Genomic DNA, 14,249 nt, shown 5'->3' with positions numbered 1-14,249 from the left:
CCTCCCTGCGTCACGAGCCCGGCGTAGCCCTCTCATCATGGTCGACGCTCCACTTCCATCCTGTTCGCCGCGCGGCACGCTTACGGGGAAGCGGACGTCAGCCAGCCGACTATCTCCGCAGAAACCGTCGAAAATGACCCATTGCAGAAGTCGCTGAACCAATCATTGCTCGCAACCGTCCATCGGCACTTCACGCGCATGTGTCCCCAGCAGGTCGCCACCCCGATTGAATTACGATTGTAATTTAATATTATGACCGTAATGGCATTGAGCTGGACCACCGTTAGGTGGCGGCCGGGTGCCGCCAAACAGCTCCTGGCGAGGATTTCGTGGACGACAAGACAACTGCCTCATCGCGACAAACCGCAGATGTCAGCTCGTTTGGGCTCGCAACCGCTGCAGCAGCGGTTCGCAACGGCGACATCACCTCCGAGGCCTACACGGCGGCTCTTTTACAGCGCGCCCGAGCGCTTGCCGAACTGAACGCCTTCATCACCATCGATGAGGCGGAGGTGCTGGCGGCCGCGAGGGCCGCAGACAAGTTGCGTGCGGCCGGATCGGCGGCCCCGCTCCTTGGCATGCCGCTTGGGGTGAAGGACAGTTATTTGACGAAAGGGCTACCCACCAGTCTGGGAATCGAAGGTCTGGCTCATTTTGTGCCGCGCGAAGATGCCGACGCTGTCCGGGCAATTAAGAAGGCGGGCGCGTTGATTTTCGGCAAGAACAACCTTGTCGAGATGTCTTACGGCTTGACCGGTCACAACGCACGTTATGGTCAGGTGAAGAATCCGCACGCGCGGGATCACATGTCAGGCGGCTCCTCAAGCGGCTCCGCCATCCGTGGCTGCTGGACTGGTTCCCGCGTCCTTGGGCGGTGACACCGTTGGGTCCATCCGGGTACCCGCATCGTTCTGTGGAGTCGTGGGCTTCAAGCCAACCACCGGGCGTTGGCCGCGCAACGGCGTTGCTCCGATCTCCCATACACTCGACACGACGGGCGTGTTTGCCCGAAGCGTTGAGGACTGCATTCTGGTTGACCACGTCGTGACTGGCGAACAGGCTGCGGAGTCCTCCGACGGCGACTACGGCTTAAAGGGAGCCCGGCTCGCCTTCGCCCCGCGACAGTTCCTGGATCTGGTTGACCCCGAAGTCGAGTCCCGATTCCGTGCGGTGGTGCGGCAACTGCAGGACGCCGGCGCCGAGGTCGTGGAAATGGACCTTGGCCGCGACTTCAATTCCCTCGTCCAAACGGCAACATGGGGCATCTTCGCTCATGAGACGATGGGCGCGATTTCGGAGTTTCTTCGGCGCCACGCGATTCCGACCGCGTTTGAGGCCATTTACGAAAGCCTTAAGCCTCAGCTTCGGCAGGCGTGGGAGCACATCGTATTGCCAGGTGGTGCAGGTGCTACCTCGGCAGAGGCCTATCAGATGGCGCTCAACGTGAGCCGGCCGGAAATCCAGCGTCGCCTCAACACGGCGTTCGTCGCTCATGGGGCGTGGGTCATTCTGCAACCGACCACGCCCTGCACGGCGCCTTCGATCGGGGAGCAGGCGACCGTCCACATCGCGGGGCAGGACGTCAGCTACCTCGCTCTGGCGAACCACACGGTGTCGGCAAGCAGCGTGGGACTGCCCGGTATCAGCCTTCCTGTCGGCCTGTCTCGCGCGGGGTTGCCGATCGGGCTCGAACTGGATGGCCCTCTAGGAAGTGATCAGCGGCTTCTAAACCTTGCCCGCGGTATCGAAGGCATCTTGGGTGCCAAGTCCGGTTCAACCTAGTGTCGTGGTTGCTTCGCGTCGCGAAGGGGGCCTGCAGACAGCGACAAAAGATTAGAGGATCACCAGATGTCCAATGCACTGCACTCAACGCGTGCCATTCCGGTCGAGTACGTTACCATCCGCTCAACACAGCCCTTCGAGGACGTTCGAGCCAAGCTCGCGACCTTGGCGCGGCGCATCGATGACGGGATATTCACTCTCCTGCGATACGGCGAAAGTGAGCGCGCCCTTCGAGAGTTGGAGGCATCTTCGCCGCTCACCATTTTCGGGCAGGGTGACCACGGCGCGCTCCTAGCTGTTGCTCAGCTGACACGACGATCCATCCAGTTTGATATCGGAAATCCGCTCACCGCGTCCAAGATGACCCGCCATCGATTGTCGGCGGGGCTGTACGCACCCATCCGCGTCCTTCTGCGCGAGGATGAAGATGGCGGTGTCGCGTGTGGATATGATCGGCCGGCATCCCTGTTCAGTCAGTTTGGCAGCGAACATGTGAATGCAGTTGCCCAGCAACGTGATCGCGACCTCCAGGCCCTATTGGAAGCGGCCGCAGCTTAACGGATATCGAAGGAGTGGAGATGCGTTTCGAGAAAGGACACAAGGCCGCGACGCGACGACACATCATCGATGTAGCCTCGAAGTGCATACGCCAAGACGGTATCTCCGCCGCCGGGATCGCCGGGATCATGGGCGAGGCCGGTCTGACTAAGGGCGCATTCTCTCCGCACTTCGGGTCCAAAAACGCACTCGTTCGCGAGGCGCTGGCGAGCGCGCTTAGCGACCAACAACATCGCCTCGATGAGGAACAGCGGCCGGGCCTGTCCCTCGAGGGGGCGATCCGGAGATACCTCAACCGCGCTCACCTCGAAGACCCGGCGGACGGGTGCCCTTCGGCGGCGTTGCTCCCGGAAATCGCACGCCAGCCCCTGTCCACTCGGCAGGACTACGAGAAAGCGCTGCGAAGCTACGTTTCGTCGCTGGCTGCACTACTTCCGGGTGCCGACTCTGCAGCGAGCCGCCGCCGTGCGACCGCCATCTTCGGTCTCATGGTGGGCACTCTCCAGTTCGCGCGGGCCGTCCCCGACACCATCCAGGCAGAGCAGATCCTGGAAGGCGGCGTTGAGGCCGCGCTCCAGTTGGCGAGAGTTTGATCTTGCTAAGTTAGGAACAATGGAGCGGTGCGGGAAGATTTGTCACACAGCCGGAACGAGCCAACACTCCGGACGCCCACTAGTCTGACCGCCGGCAATGTCTCCTTCTGGCCATCGCGACATATTGTGCTGCCGCACGAACTTGGTCGCTATTGGAGCAAAGCGGACGTAGTCACCAGTCACATGAGCCGCCAAGTTTTATAGGTACACGGCCTAGTGAACGGATCTAATGAGCCGTACTCAAAAGAAGTTTCCGACCTGTCGACGTACAAGGTTGCGCCGGCAGTCGGTAAGTTAATCCCCGCGCAGGGCTGCCGCGCAGAGTAAAACGTTCTCATCGACAGGTGATGAGCTATGATCTCTGCATCAATCGCTCGCGATGTACCCAAAAAATCGACGAAATCCCAGGATAGTGTAACCGTACGGGTGCGTTCCTCCACGTGGAAGTAGATCGGCAGGCTGCCGATATGGCCAGCTCGTACCTGCAGGCGCGGACCTCGGCGGGCGGCCTCGATCACGACAAAATCGAGCGGCCAGTGCATGCATTGTTGGTAGCTCTGACGAAGCTGATCCGCAGAAGCGTTAGCTGTGGCGATGGGGTTGGTGCCGAACTCGTCTGCTACTCGTTGACGCTCCCGTATGACGAAGAACCATTGGTCGGAGTTCTTTAGCAACAAGCTCTCAAGGCTCTTATGCTGGAATGGCCGGATGTAGCTTTCACCAATTGCTATTGAGCAGTCTCTGACGGCAGGATCGAAGGTTTTCAGATCACCTATTCTCAGAGTAGCCTTGAGCATTGTTCTTGATACAAACTCGAGCCGCCCCTCGCGTGAGGGGCGGCAACAGAGCGTGAAGAATGATGCAATCAATCTTAAAGCCAGCCCTCCGTGGCACTATCGTTAGGTAGAGGTTCCTTTGGTGTCTTAAATAGTAGGGGGCGGCAGAACCGGTAGAGGAAGTTCAGTTGCATCGGACGCGGGCCGTTTGCGTGTGTCTGCAGTTGCACACTTCATGTCGTGTTCCTTACGGAGCGGGTTCTTGTCGTCTCGGCATCCTATGCTTCAGTAAGAAGCCGGGTAGTGTGGCGCGTCAGTTGTCGGCCACAACACGACGTATTTCATGTGAGACGCCGGGCGACAACCTACCAAGACTGGCGGGGTTGCATGACAGCGCTGGACAGAGCTCATTTGAAGTCCACTGGCGGTTAGCGATAGCAAATTTCGGTGAGCCAGCCATCGAGCATCTTTACGCGAGTTCGTTTGAAATCTAGACCGTGCGACAAGGCCATGCCGCTCTCTGCGCAAAGCAAAGCGCGCCGTTCCCTCGATGTGTCGCAGATATGTCAAAGTACACAGCGTTGTCGCCGATTTCCGAAATCTTGCATGCGTACTGGCGGTCCGATCGGTGCCTGCTTCTCGTCGTTGCCACGGTGGTGCTGATCTCAAGCGCGAGCAGCGTCGTAGCCCCCTATGTATTTTCGTCTCTGATTGATCGTCTGCCGCGCAGTGAAGGCGCGTCGGTGCTCGCCTGGGGACTCGCTGGCTATGCGGTCCTGCTTGGCATTGCTTCCGCATTTCAGCGTATGCTGCAGTATCTTTCCTTTATGACAGCAGAAAACCTAGGCTTCATCGCTGCAACTCGCTTTTTCGATCGAATCCTGAGAAAAACCGCAGCCTTTTTCCTTGAGCACAATCCCGTGGAAATACAGAGTGCGGCCGCGCGCGGCCGCAGCGCGTTGATCACGATGGTCCAGCTTGGAACTACGATCTTCTTCCCTGCTGCAACGCAGCTTTTGCTTACGATCGCTACTCTAGGTGCGCTCGTCAATATTCAGATCGCCGCAATCGTCGTCGCCTATGGGGCTGCCGCGATTACATTGACCTGGAGTTCGACGCGTCGGGCGCGCGTATTTCTGGACCGGGCCGTCGACGCCGGACAAGAGAATGCGCGTTTCGTCGGCAACGTCATGAATGCCATGGACACGTTGCGCCATTTTGGCAGTCATGCCTGGATGAGCCAGCGCTTTACGGTGAAAGCGCGGGAGGTGCGGGATAACTGTCGAGCCTACGTGCTTCAACGACTGCCCTACATCGCCGTGCTCGGCTTAGCCGTCGCGTTACAATTTGCCGTCACTCTTCTCCTTCTGGTTCCCGACTACCAGGCTGGCATGGTCACGATCGGCGACATTGTGCTGTTCAACACGCTTATACTCCAACTCAGTATGCCCTTCGAGATGGTCGCGCGCGCGATCTCGGACGCATCGAGGTCGCGCGCCGACCTCATTCCTCTCACCAGACTGTGGGGCGCACCAGAAGAGCGGCGAACGTCCCATACTCATGATTTCACGCCCTCCGCCGGCCAACTATCTTTCGAGGACGTTGGTTATGCCTACGAAAACGGTCGTGGCGTTACGAACGTCTCGTTTTTGGCTGGACGCGGCGGGATTACTTTTTTGGTCGGCGAAACGGGATCGGGGAAGTCGACAATCTTTAGGCTCGTCCTGAAATCAATCGAGCCGGACTGCGGCCGTATTCTGGTCGATGGAACCGATATAACGGGTATCGATCGCACGGATTGGTATGCTGCAGTTGCTGTCGTGCCGCAGGACGTGACGTTGCTCAATGTGTCGCTGGCCGACAACATTCTGCTAGGTCGGCCCCGCGATGAGGGACGCCTTCGCACCGCGTCGGAAAAAGCCGCTATTCTCCCGTTCATCGAGGCGCAGCCGGAAGGATTTGAAACAACCGTTGGAGAACGCGGTTTGAAGCTTTCAGGCGGGGAGCGCCAGCGTATTGCTATTGCCCGTGCGCTCTATGGCGAGCCGGCGATCCTTCTTCTCGACGAGGCCAGCTCCGCCCTTGACGAGCGAACCGAGCGGGACATCATGGACCATATTCGCAGCCTAGCGGAAGATGTGACCGTGCTGGCGATTACGCATCGCAGAGGCGTCATCTCTACAACCGACGTCGTGGTCGATCTGACCCCCTGCGCTTGTCAGACATAGGCAAGGCGGATGCTCAGCCCGCGCGTCTGCCGGTCTAAGAATGCCGGTTGCGGAATGTCTGCAAGTGAGACGAACCAAGCCATTGCCAACCCGGCCAGCGAATCTGGTGGCCAAAGCTGGACAGAACGGGACGTTCGAGCCGTCACGTCGTCTCGGGAATTCCCTGCCAAGGCTCATGTCAGCCGACCTGCGATTCAAACGCCGCGACACCCGGCCTGGAATAGGCAACAGCCGAACAGCCGGTCCAGTCGAGCTCAATTCGATCTGAGTCAGCCGAGTGATGCATCTGACCCAATATTACCCCACGCTCGTTTGAAAGTAATCGGCATGAGCCCCCCACCTGGGCATCGCGCGAATGAGCTGCGATACAGCCTGGTATGACCTGTTTTTTTGGAGGTGGGCTATGGCAGATGCCATGCATGAAGCCATGCTTGATGCCAGGCAGGAAGGCGGCTCCTATCGTCGGATCGAGGTGATCACGGGGCAGCGTCGGCGACGGCACTGGACGGCGGAAGAGAAGGCCCAGATCGTGGCGGAGAGCTTCGAGGAAGGGGCCAATATTTCCGAGGTCGCTCGGCGCCATGGCGTTGTCCGTGGGCTGCTGACGGTGTGGCGGCGCAAGTTCGCGACGGCAGCGAGCTTTCAGGCGCCAGGCTTCGTGCCGGTCCGGATCGCTTCCGAGAGCGGTCCGGCGACGGCAGACGAACCGGACCGGTTCGCGTCCGCGCATAAGGTGCTGCCGCAGATGGCATCGCCCCCAGGCAAGCTTGGCGGGATGATTGAGATCGAGGTGGGCGGGGCACGCATCCGGGTCGAGCCCGGAGTGGAGCTGGCGACGCTTTCGACAGTGCTATCGGCGCTTCGGGGCATCCGTTGATTGCATTACGGTCTGACCTCAAGGTGGTGCTGGCGGCACAGCCGGTCGACTTTCGCAAGTCGGTGCACACGCTGTCGGCGCTGGTTAGCGAAGCGCTGCGTGCGAACCCGTATTGCGGCGACGTCTTTGTGTTCCGCAGCAAGCGCGTGGACCGAGTGAAGCTTCTGGCGTGGGACGGCAGCGGCATGGTGCTGGTGACGAAGTGGCTGCACCAGGGGCGCTTCACCTGGCCGCCGATCCGCGATGGCGTGGTGCATCTCAGTGCGACGCAGCTCGCGATGCTGCTCGATTACGCATGTTGATGCCCCTCCTCGTGAGGCTCAGTGATTCTGAGATCGAGATGATTGAGCTCATGATTGCGTAGTTTTCGAACAGCCTCAATCACGCGCGACGTGTTGGAGAACAGATGTGCGCCGGAAGGATGACGATCGATCAAAAGGCGCCCTTGCCTGATCTGAACGTAGAGCCAATTCACGGGAATGTTCAATACGCCGGCAAGTTGCTGTGCGCTGAGCAAGTCGGTTGAATGGCGCCATCGTGTACGTTGCTCGGTAAGCCCCTTGAGGCCGGCGTGCAAGCGAATGCGCTGGACGGTGATAGGCAGCACCTTGTCGGGGCAACTTGGTGACCGTTGTCCTTCGCTCGTCAATATGGCAGCGATCTCGTCGTCGTGCATCTTGGCGCGGGCGAGCTCAAGCACGCGTTCTCGCATCTCCGCGCCTTGGGCGAGATCCGCTACTGAGTTGACGCGCATCTTTACCTCGATGTCGGTGACGGCTCCGCCGCGCCAAGACGATCCTCATCCTGACGGCGTCGTGCTCGCCGCGGTCGAGGATCACCTTGTCAATGAGACAGCGCAGCAGCGCCTTGCGTTTCCCGTCGGTCGTGCTCGGGGCCGTCCAGATCTCAGGCAGACGGCCGGAGAGGCGGACGACTTTGTCGTTCAGCGCCTTGTTGCCGACGGTGATCTGAGCGATAGCCTGGGGAGACTTCAAACGGGCCAGGGCCTCCTCTGCCGCTCGAGCATCCTTCAGAGCCGCCTCCCAACGGCGCTCGAGCTCGGCGGCGACGAGCCGGTTGTCGGGATCGACGCGGTTGAACTGACGTTCGGCGAGTGCTGCTTCGTAGCGTCGCCGCTCGAGCTGCTGCTCGGCATTGCTTCGTATTGCTTTGTACGTCTGTTGCTGAGCGCGACGAGCGCACGACAACGCGTCGATCTCGGCCGGCGCCAGCGCTGTAAGGAAGGCTTGCGCCACGGCGGCGTCGACGCGGGGAGCACGGATGTATTGGCACGTCGGCAACCCCTGATGTGAACGCAGGTGATTGCAGACGTACTCGGCGCGTCTCTTGTAGCGCGCGTACATCTTGTGACCGCATCTTCCGCACCTTGCGATGCCTTGCAGCAGTAGTTCGCCCTCACGTGGAGCCCCCCTGGTCTTGTTGCGCATGTATTCTGCTCGGTTGTCGATGACGATGCCCCTGATCTTCTCGTAGCTTTGCCAAGCAATATAGGGAGGATAGCGGTCCTTGACGATGATCCGCCACTGCTCGATCGGCTTCGGCACCTTCGTCGGTAATCTTCCGTCCGACGGTTTGCGCAGTCGTGTCCGTCCGTAAACGAAGGCGCCCGCATAGGCAGGATTCTTCAGAATCGCCGCGACCGCGGATGTCGTCGCCCGCGCCCAATGCAGATCCCCGTGGCGATTGCGGCGCGGCAGCTCCAGACCACGGTGGTTGAACTCACGCATGACCTTGGCAACGGTGCGCAGTTTCAGGAAGGTCTCGAACAGCAGCTCGAGCCGTTCCTGCACCTCCAGGTTCGGGTCCTTGACGACGACGCCAGAGGGATCGCGGACAAGGCCGATCGGTAAGGTGAGCGCAAGCTCACCGCGCTCCGCCTTGGCAAGAAGACCAGCCGTCAATCGACTACGTATCGTATGGAGCTCGAGCTCCGATATCGTCCCCTTTAGGCCGAGCAGCAGTCGGCCATTGGCGCTGCCAGGGTCATAGACGCCATCACGGTCGGCGATGAGGCAGCCGTGCAGCCCGCAGATATCGAGCAGCGGATACCAATCCGAGCAGTTGCGGGCGAGACGCGTCACGTCGATCGACAGGATCAGACCAACCTCGTTAAGACCAACACGTCCGACCAACTCCTTGAAGCCGCTGCGCTGAGCCGCCGACGCCCCACTGATGCCAAGATCAGCGTCGATGACGTCGATGCCAGCTTCGTGCCAGCCGAGCTCGATGGCGCGTTGGCGAAGCGCGTATTGCAATCGTAGGCTCTCTTGGTTGGTCACAACCTGGTGGGTCGTCGACTGCCGGATGTACACGACCGCGCGTCGCGCCAGGTGTATCGGCTTGACCAGCTCGGATTTCATGACTTGCCTCCGCCAGCACTGCGGCGACCTCGTTGACGATTTGGCGCTGCAGTGCCGTTGACAGCGTGGCCCAAAGGTCTTTCGGATCGATCGGCATCGTGTTCGAGCTGCTCAACCAGAGAGATCAGATCGTGTAGTGCCTCGACCTCAGCTTCGTTCGATTCTCCATCGACATCTGTGGTTCGGTCGCCACGACCGGAATCAAAAGGCTGGCACCGTCTCGATATTCGACCTCGTACGAAAGCGGGAAGCCCCCGCCACGATGAACCGAGCGGCGAATGACGCGGAACGTGCGGCCGAACAGCGGATGCGTCGGTTCGCACACTGTAACTTCGATGGCAGGTGTTTCGTCAGACTCCCCAGAGGGGATATTTCGATGTGCCCTCGCTCGACGGGCTGGAGTGGACGCGTGTCTCACCCAAGCCTGTGAAGCAGCCGGCCGTTGTCGGCTGAGAGGCGAAGATTTTGCTGGAGCCTGTGATGCGCGGATATATCGTTCGATCATGGCGATTCGCCCCGAAGCTCTTCCGACCGACGCAGCGGCTCTGACCGAGATGGTGCTCGCGCTTGACGCCGAGAACGAGAAGCTGCGTGTGGCGATGCAGACGCTGAAGGAGATGATCTTCGGCAAGCGCTCGGAGCGGCTGGTGGCGATCGTGGCCGAGCAGCTCGCGCTCGAACTGGACGATCTCGCGACCGGCGTCACACCACCTGCGTCAGCCAACGACGATCTACCTGCGACGAAGCCGGCTGGGAAGCCGCGCAAGAAGGCGAGGCGCAACATCGGTGCGTTGCCCAAGCATTTGCCGCGCTGCGAGCAGGTGCTCGAGCCGGACACGACAGCGTGCCCGTGCTGTCAGGGCGCTCTGCACAGGATCGGCGAGGATGTGAGCGAGGTGCTGGACGTGATCCCGGCGATCCTGCGGGTACTACGCACGGTTCGTCCCAAATACGCCTGCCGCGGTTGCACCGACGGCGTGGTCCAGGCGAAGGTGCTGCCGCGTTTGGTTGAAGGCGGAATGGCATCGACGGCACTCGTGGCTCACGTGGTGGTCTCGAAGTTCGCCTGGTATCTGCCGCTGTACCGCCAAGTGCAGATCCTGGCTGGCCAGGGCATTCATCTCGACCGCGCAACGCTCGCCGGCTGGGTGAAGCGTGCGGCATGGTGGCTCAAGAGCCTTTATGAGCTTCAGCTGCGGACGATCCAGGCTTCGCCGCGGCTGTTCTGCGACGAGACGCCGATGCCGGTGCTCGATCCCGGACGACATCGCACTCGTATCTGCCAGTTCTGGGCGCATGCGATGGATGATCGCCCATGGGGCGGCCCATCGCCGCCGGCGGTCGCCTATGTGTTTGCCGATGGCCGCGGCACCGAGGAGATCGCCGGGCAATTGACCGGCTTCTCCGGCATTCTGCAGGTGGATGGCTATGCCGCCTACAAAGCGCTTGCCCGCGGTCATGGCGGCGCGATCCAGCTCGCTTTTTGTCTCGCCCATGCCCGACGCAAATTCGTCGAAGTGTACAAGACGATGCAGTCGCCGTTCGCTCACGAAGTGATCGAGCGCCTGCAAGCGGTCTACGCCATCGAGGCCGAGATCCGCGGCTCGAGCGCCGAACAGCGGCTTGCCGCCCGCCGCACCAGGGCCGCACCGCTGATGGAGGTGCTGAAGGCGCGACTGAGCTCGATGCTCGACCAGCTGTTCTCCCAGTCGAAGCTGGCGGAGGCTATCAACTATACGCTCAATCACTGGGATGGGCTGACGCTGTTTCTCCGCGACGGCCGCGTTGAGGTCGACAGCAACACTGTCGAGCGTTCAATGCGCCCGATTGCGATGGGAAGGCGGAACTCATTATTCAGCGGCAGCGAGAGCGGTGCTGAGAGCTGGGCAATCCTCGCATCGCTGGTCAATACGGCAAAGCTCCATGAACTCGATCCGCAGGTCTATCTGGCCGATGTGCTGGAGCGCATCATCTCCGGCCAGACCAAGAGCCACCAGTTGCGCGAACTTCTCGCCTGGAACTGGAAGGCCCGCGAGCTCAGCGCACGGGAGGCTGCATGAGCCGGCGCCGCCATTCATCATCATCTTCATCATCGATGGCGGCAGCCGCGATGCCGCTCGACGAACTTGAGCCTTGGCTGCAGGCTCGCGCCGCGCAGCATCCCATCGCCACGAGTCTTCCTATGCTCGACGGCTATGTCGCCGCGATCGTGGCCGGGCCGGTGTCGATAAGTCCGCCCGACTGGATCTGTCCGTTACTCGCCATCGACGCCGATGCGTTCAACCATGGCGGCACGCCTGAGTTCGCTGCGATTTCGGCCGTCGCGCTGCGCCACAACGACATTAGTAACGTTCTTTCCACCGCGCCACATCGGTTCGCGCCCACCCATGCCCGCAAGCCGAATGGCGACGTTGATGCGCGGCCGTGGTGCCAGGGATTCCATGCCGCCATGCGGCTGAGACTATCGGCATGGACCCCGCTGCTCGACATCCGCAACATAAACCACGGCTTGCTCCTGCCCATCCTGCTGCATTGCGTCGACGATCAGGGGCGTCCACTGCTTGGACCACCAAGGAAAGGCCGCGAGACCGAGGAATTCCTGCGCAACGCCCATACCGACATTCCGGACGTCGTCGAGGCCATGCGCCAGTACTGGATGCCGACCCGCTACGCTCGCGCGCGCTGATCACTGCAGACGTGGGAGTTCATGCCGGTTACGTTTGAAAAGCCGCTCAAGAGGGGAAAATGAGGGATTAGTACAAGTGGAAAGAGATCGACTTCAATGGACTGCGGATGCTGTTAGGCCGCCCAGCTTCCGGAAGAGGAAATCCCATTCCAGTTCGCGGCACGGTGGTCGTCCCTACTGGATCTAGTGGGTTTGTAGTTGCCCGGCATGAGCTACTGGTAAGGCCGTTTTGACGGCATGTCTCGCGTACCAAGGTGCGCGCCGGACCAGGAAAACCCGATGCAGCTGATCGCACTGTACCGTACTTCTCTTGCACTGATCCTGTTTGCCTGCGGGGTAATTGGGAGCGCGCAAGCCGACGATCCACAGCGGCCCGCCCAGGTCACGATGCGGTCCGGCCAAAAGAGTGGCGCTGGCCAAACGAGTATGCCGTCTGCTGCTGAGCCGCATCGCCTGCCGCCGGACTCCAGCACCGGACACACGCTTGAGCTCCCTGGACGGACGCTTGCCTTCGTCGCGACCGCCGGCTCCATCCGGTTGTTCGACGACAAGGGCGAGCCGCAGGCTGACATCGTCTATACCTCCTATCAGCTCGACGGCACCGATCGCGGCATGCGCCCGGTAACATTCTTTTTCAACGGCGGACCGGGCTCATCATCGGCCTGGCTGCAGCTCGGCAATGCGGGACCGTGGCGGCTGCCGATCAATGCTGACGAGGTCACGCCATCGACATTTCCGGAGGCGAGGCCAAACGCGGAAACGTGGCTCGATTTCACCGATCTGGTGTTTCTCGACCCGGTCGGCACCGGCTACAGCCGTTTCGTGGGGACCAGCGATGACGCGCGCAAGCGGTTCTTCTCCGTTGAGGGCGACGTCAACTCGCTCGCGCTGGTGGTCCGCCGTTGGCTCGAAAAGCATGACCGGCTGTTGTCGCCGAAATACATCGTAGGTGAAAGCTATGGGGGCATTCGCGGGCCAAAGGTTGTGCACCAGTTGCAGATGCGGCAGGGCATAGGTGTCAAGGGGCTGATCATGGTCTCGCCAAGATTCGACTCCAGCCAGTTTGCCCACACGAGCCTGCTGCAGTACGTCGCAAGACTGCCGAGCTATGTCGCTACCCTGCGTGAAGCAGAAGGTCCGGTAAAGCGAGCCGATCTCGCCGACGTGGAAGCTTATGCACGCGGGGAGTATCTGGTCGACCTCATCAAGGGCCAGGCGGACAAGGAAGCAACCATGCGTCTGGCCGATAAGGCTGCGGCGCTGACCGGCATCGACCAAGCGGTGAGTCGCCGGCTCGCGGGCCGCCTCGACCTAGCCGAATTCCGCCGTGAATTCGATCGTAAGAACGGCAAGCTCATCGGCAATTATGACGCCTCGGTGCATGGCATAGATCCATATCCGGAGTCGGATCTTCACCTTTCCGGGGATCCCTCGAGCGATACACTACTGGCGCCTCTGACCAGCGCCACTGTCGATCTCCTGACGCGCAAGCTTAACTGGCGGCCCGACGGCTCCTATGAGCTATTGAACGGCACCGTCGTCCAATCTTGGGACTTCGGCCGCACCCCACCCGAGTCGCTCTCGGAGCTACGCCAAATCCTGGCAACGGATCGGAGCATGAAATTGCTGGTCGGGCACGGCCTGTTTGACCTCGTCACGCCGTATTTCGAATCACAAATCCTGCTCGATCAATTGCCGCCATTTGCCTCGGCTCCGCGCGTCAAACTTGTCGTTTTTCCCGGCGGCCACATGTTCTATTCGCGGGACAGTTCGCGTCAAGCGTTTCGTACAGAGGTCGAAGCGATGATGAAGTAGTGCCGGCGACGAACTTGATCACAAGCAAGCTCGTGTTCCGGCGCGCGCAGTCACATTCTCTCAGCGAGTGCAGAAGAAGTCCTAGCGCCCGCTTCGAGGCGCGAGACGCCGGCTACGATTCGTCGTGTGCGCCGTCACTTACGATGGGGCAAACACAACGAGACGAGACGGTATTTCGGACAACAGGCTCTGGACAGGAGATTGCACTTTGGGCTTCTATCGCCAGCATTCTCGCAGCCGCAATCGGTTTTTCCTGGAATGCAAATCCGCTCGCGCAAGCGTTCGCGGCGATCTTCATCGCCTGCGCGCTGATCCGCCGCTCTTGCCTATGGTCCGCGCCGAGCCTCAATCCTGTTTGCATCGTGCAGCTCGATTGCGCTCACGATGGAAAGCCTTGGCATCGCTACGGGCTTTCCCTTCGGCAGCTATCATTTCGAGCTGGGCGCGGATTTCCCCCATATCGGCCTCGTTCCACTCATCATCGGACCGTTCTGGTTCGGGCTGGCTATTTTTCGTGGACAGTGACGCCGATCCTACTTGATGGCGCCGATCG

The 14,249-nt window shown here is 60.7% G+C and carries 11 protein-coding genes and 2 pseudogenes; 10 read left to right on the top strand and 3 right to left on the bottom strand.

Annotated elements, in window-relative coordinates; genetic code table 11:
* Nucleotides 1-329: 329 nt before the first annotated feature.
* The 3 genes and pseudogenes from IF803_RS39185 to IF803_RS39175 all read left to right on the top strand — a co-directional run bounded on the left by IF803_RS39185 (nucleotide 330) and on the right by IF803_RS39175 (nucleotide 2,933).
* Nucleotides 330-1,782: pseudogene (locus IF803_RS39185) on the top strand (amidase family protein).
* Between the two features lie 66 nt (nucleotides 1,783-1,848).
* The gene (locus IF803_RS39180; protein ID WP_016842784.1) at nucleotides 1,849-2,340 is read left to right on the top strand and encodes a DUF302 domain-containing protein; all 492 of its coding nucleotides are present in this window, start codon (nucleotides 1,849-1,851) and stop codon (nucleotides 2,338-2,340) included.
* A 20-nt stretch (nucleotides 2,341-2,360) separates the two neighbouring features.
* Entirely contained in the window at nucleotides 2,361-2,933 is a 573-nt protein-coding gene (locus IF803_RS39175) for a TetR/AcrR family transcriptional regulator (RefSeq protein ID WP_026192331.1), read from the top strand.
* A 179-nt stretch (nucleotides 2,934-3,112) separates the two neighbouring features.
* On the opposite strand, the gene IF803_RS39170 is transcribed toward IF803_RS39175, so the two are convergent.
* Nucleotides 3,113-3,730: a hypothetical protein gene (locus IF803_RS39170; RefSeq protein ID WP_016846311.1), complete on the bottom strand. Its 618-nt coding sequence runs from the start codon at nucleotides 3,728-3,730 to the stop codon at nucleotides 3,113-3,115.
* A gap of 542 nt (nucleotides 3,731-4,272) precedes the next feature.
* Here IF803_RS39170 and IF803_RS39165 point away from each other — a divergent pair.
* The 3 genes from IF803_RS39165 to tnpB all read left to right on the top strand — a co-directional run bounded on the left by IF803_RS39165 (nucleotide 4,273) and on the right by tnpB (nucleotide 7,116).
* On the top strand, nucleotides 4,273-5,937 hold the full coding sequence (locus IF803_RS39165) for an ABC transporter ATP-binding protein (RefSeq protein WP_018269964.1): 1,665 nt from the start codon (nucleotides 4,273-4,275) through the stop codon (nucleotides 5,935-5,937).
* A gap of 403 nt (nucleotides 5,938-6,340) precedes the next feature.
* A complete protein-coding gene (gene tnpA, locus IF803_RS39160) occupies nucleotides 6,341-6,814 on the top strand; it encodes an IS66-like element accessory protein TnpA (protein WP_026192332.1) in 474 nt (157 codons plus the stop codon).
* Nucleotides 6,811-7,116 carry an IS66 family insertion sequence element accessory protein TnpB gene (gene tnpB / locus IF803_RS39155; RefSeq protein ID WP_050999495.1) on the top strand — a complete coding sequence of 102 codons (306 nt, stop codon included), beginning with the start codon at nucleotides 6,811-6,813 and terminating at the stop codon, nucleotides 7,114-7,116. The genes tnpA and tnpB overlap by 4 nt, the downstream gene beginning before the upstream one ends.
* Here the strand turns inward: tnpB and IF803_RS39150 are convergent.
* Together IF803_RS39150 and IF803_RS39145 are read right to left on the bottom strand one after the other, a co-directional pair.
* On the bottom strand, nucleotides 7,104-7,514 hold the full coding sequence (locus IF803_RS39150) for a hypothetical protein (RefSeq protein WP_233475739.1): 411 nt from the start codon (nucleotides 7,512-7,514) through the stop codon (nucleotides 7,104-7,106). The two genes, tnpB and IF803_RS39150, sit on opposite strands and share 13 nt — an antisense overlap.
* Nucleotides 7,507-9,195 (bottom strand): recombinase family protein, encoded by a 1,689-nt coding sequence (locus tag IF803_RS39145; protein WP_063710720.1) that lies wholly within the window; start codon nucleotides 9,193-9,195, stop codon nucleotides 7,507-7,509. Before IF803_RS39145 ends, IF803_RS39150 begins: the two co-directional genes overlap by 8 nt.
* A gap of 503 nt (nucleotides 9,196-9,698) precedes the next feature.
* On the opposite strand from IF803_RS39145, the gene tnpC reads away from it, so the two are divergent.
* The 4 genes and pseudogenes from tnpC to IF803_RS39125 all read left to right on the top strand — a co-directional run.
* A complete protein-coding gene (gene tnpC / locus IF803_RS39140; RefSeq protein ID WP_018269968.1) occupies nucleotides 9,699-11,255 on the top strand; it encodes an IS66 family transposase in 1,557 nt (518 codons plus the stop codon).
* Nucleotides 11,252-11,881: a UPF0149 family protein gene (locus IF803_RS39135; protein ID WP_233475738.1), complete on the top strand. Its 630-nt coding sequence runs from the start codon at nucleotides 11,252-11,254 to the stop codon at nucleotides 11,879-11,881. Before tnpC ends, IF803_RS39135 begins: the two co-directional genes overlap by 4 nt.
* A gap of 279 nt (nucleotides 11,882-12,160) precedes the next feature.
* Nucleotides 12,161-13,696, top strand: a complete 1,536-nt coding sequence (locus IF803_RS39130) for a S10 family peptidase (protein WP_026192333.1) — start codon at nucleotides 12,161-12,163, stop codon at nucleotides 13,694-13,696.
* Between the two features lie 339 nt (nucleotides 13,697-14,035).
* Nucleotides 14,036-14,221 (top strand): annotated as a pseudogene (locus IF803_RS39125) (carotenoid biosynthesis protein); the annotation flags it as partial.
* Nucleotides 14,222-14,249 lie beyond the last annotated feature (28 nt).

The organism is Bradyrhizobium sp. UFLA06-06 (assembly GCF_054820065.1).
The sequence above is the reverse complement of the archived record's forward strand: the minus strand, read 5'-3'. Positions and strand labels throughout refer to the sequence as shown.

Coding starts and splice junctions, on each gene's coding strand:
- IF803_RS39175 (WP_026192331.1), top strand. CDS start 2,361: ATGCGTTTCGAGAAAGGACACAAGGCCGCGACGCGACGACACATCATC.
- IF803_RS39180 (WP_016842784.1), top strand. CDS start 1,849: ATGTCCAATGCACTGCACTCAACGCGTGCCATTCCGGTCGAGTACGTT.
- IF803_RS39170 (WP_016846311.1), bottom strand. CDS start 3,730: ATGCTCAAGGCTACTCTGAGAATAGGTGATCTGAAAACCTTCGATCCT.
- IF803_RS39130 (WP_026192333.1), top strand. CDS start 12,161: ATGCAGCTGATCGCACTGTACCGTACTTCTCTTGCACTGATCCTGTTT.
- tnpC (WP_018269968.1), top strand. CDS start 9,699: ATGGCGATTCGCCCCGAAGCTCTTCCGACCGACGCAGCGGCTCTGACC.
- IF803_RS39135 (WP_233475738.1), top strand. CDS start 11,252: ATGAGCCGGCGCCGCCATTCATCATCATCTTCATCATCGATGGCGGCA.
- IF803_RS39145 (WP_063710720.1), bottom strand. CDS start 9,195: ATGAAATCCGAGCTGGTCAAGCCGATACACCTGGCGCGACGCGCGGTC.
- tnpA (WP_026192332.1), top strand. CDS start 6,341: ATGGCAGATGCCATGCATGAAGCCATGCTTGATGCCAGGCAGGAAGGC.
- IF803_RS39165 (WP_018269964.1), top strand. CDS start 4,273: ATGTCAAAGTACACAGCGTTGTCGCCGATTTCCGAAATCTTGCATGCG.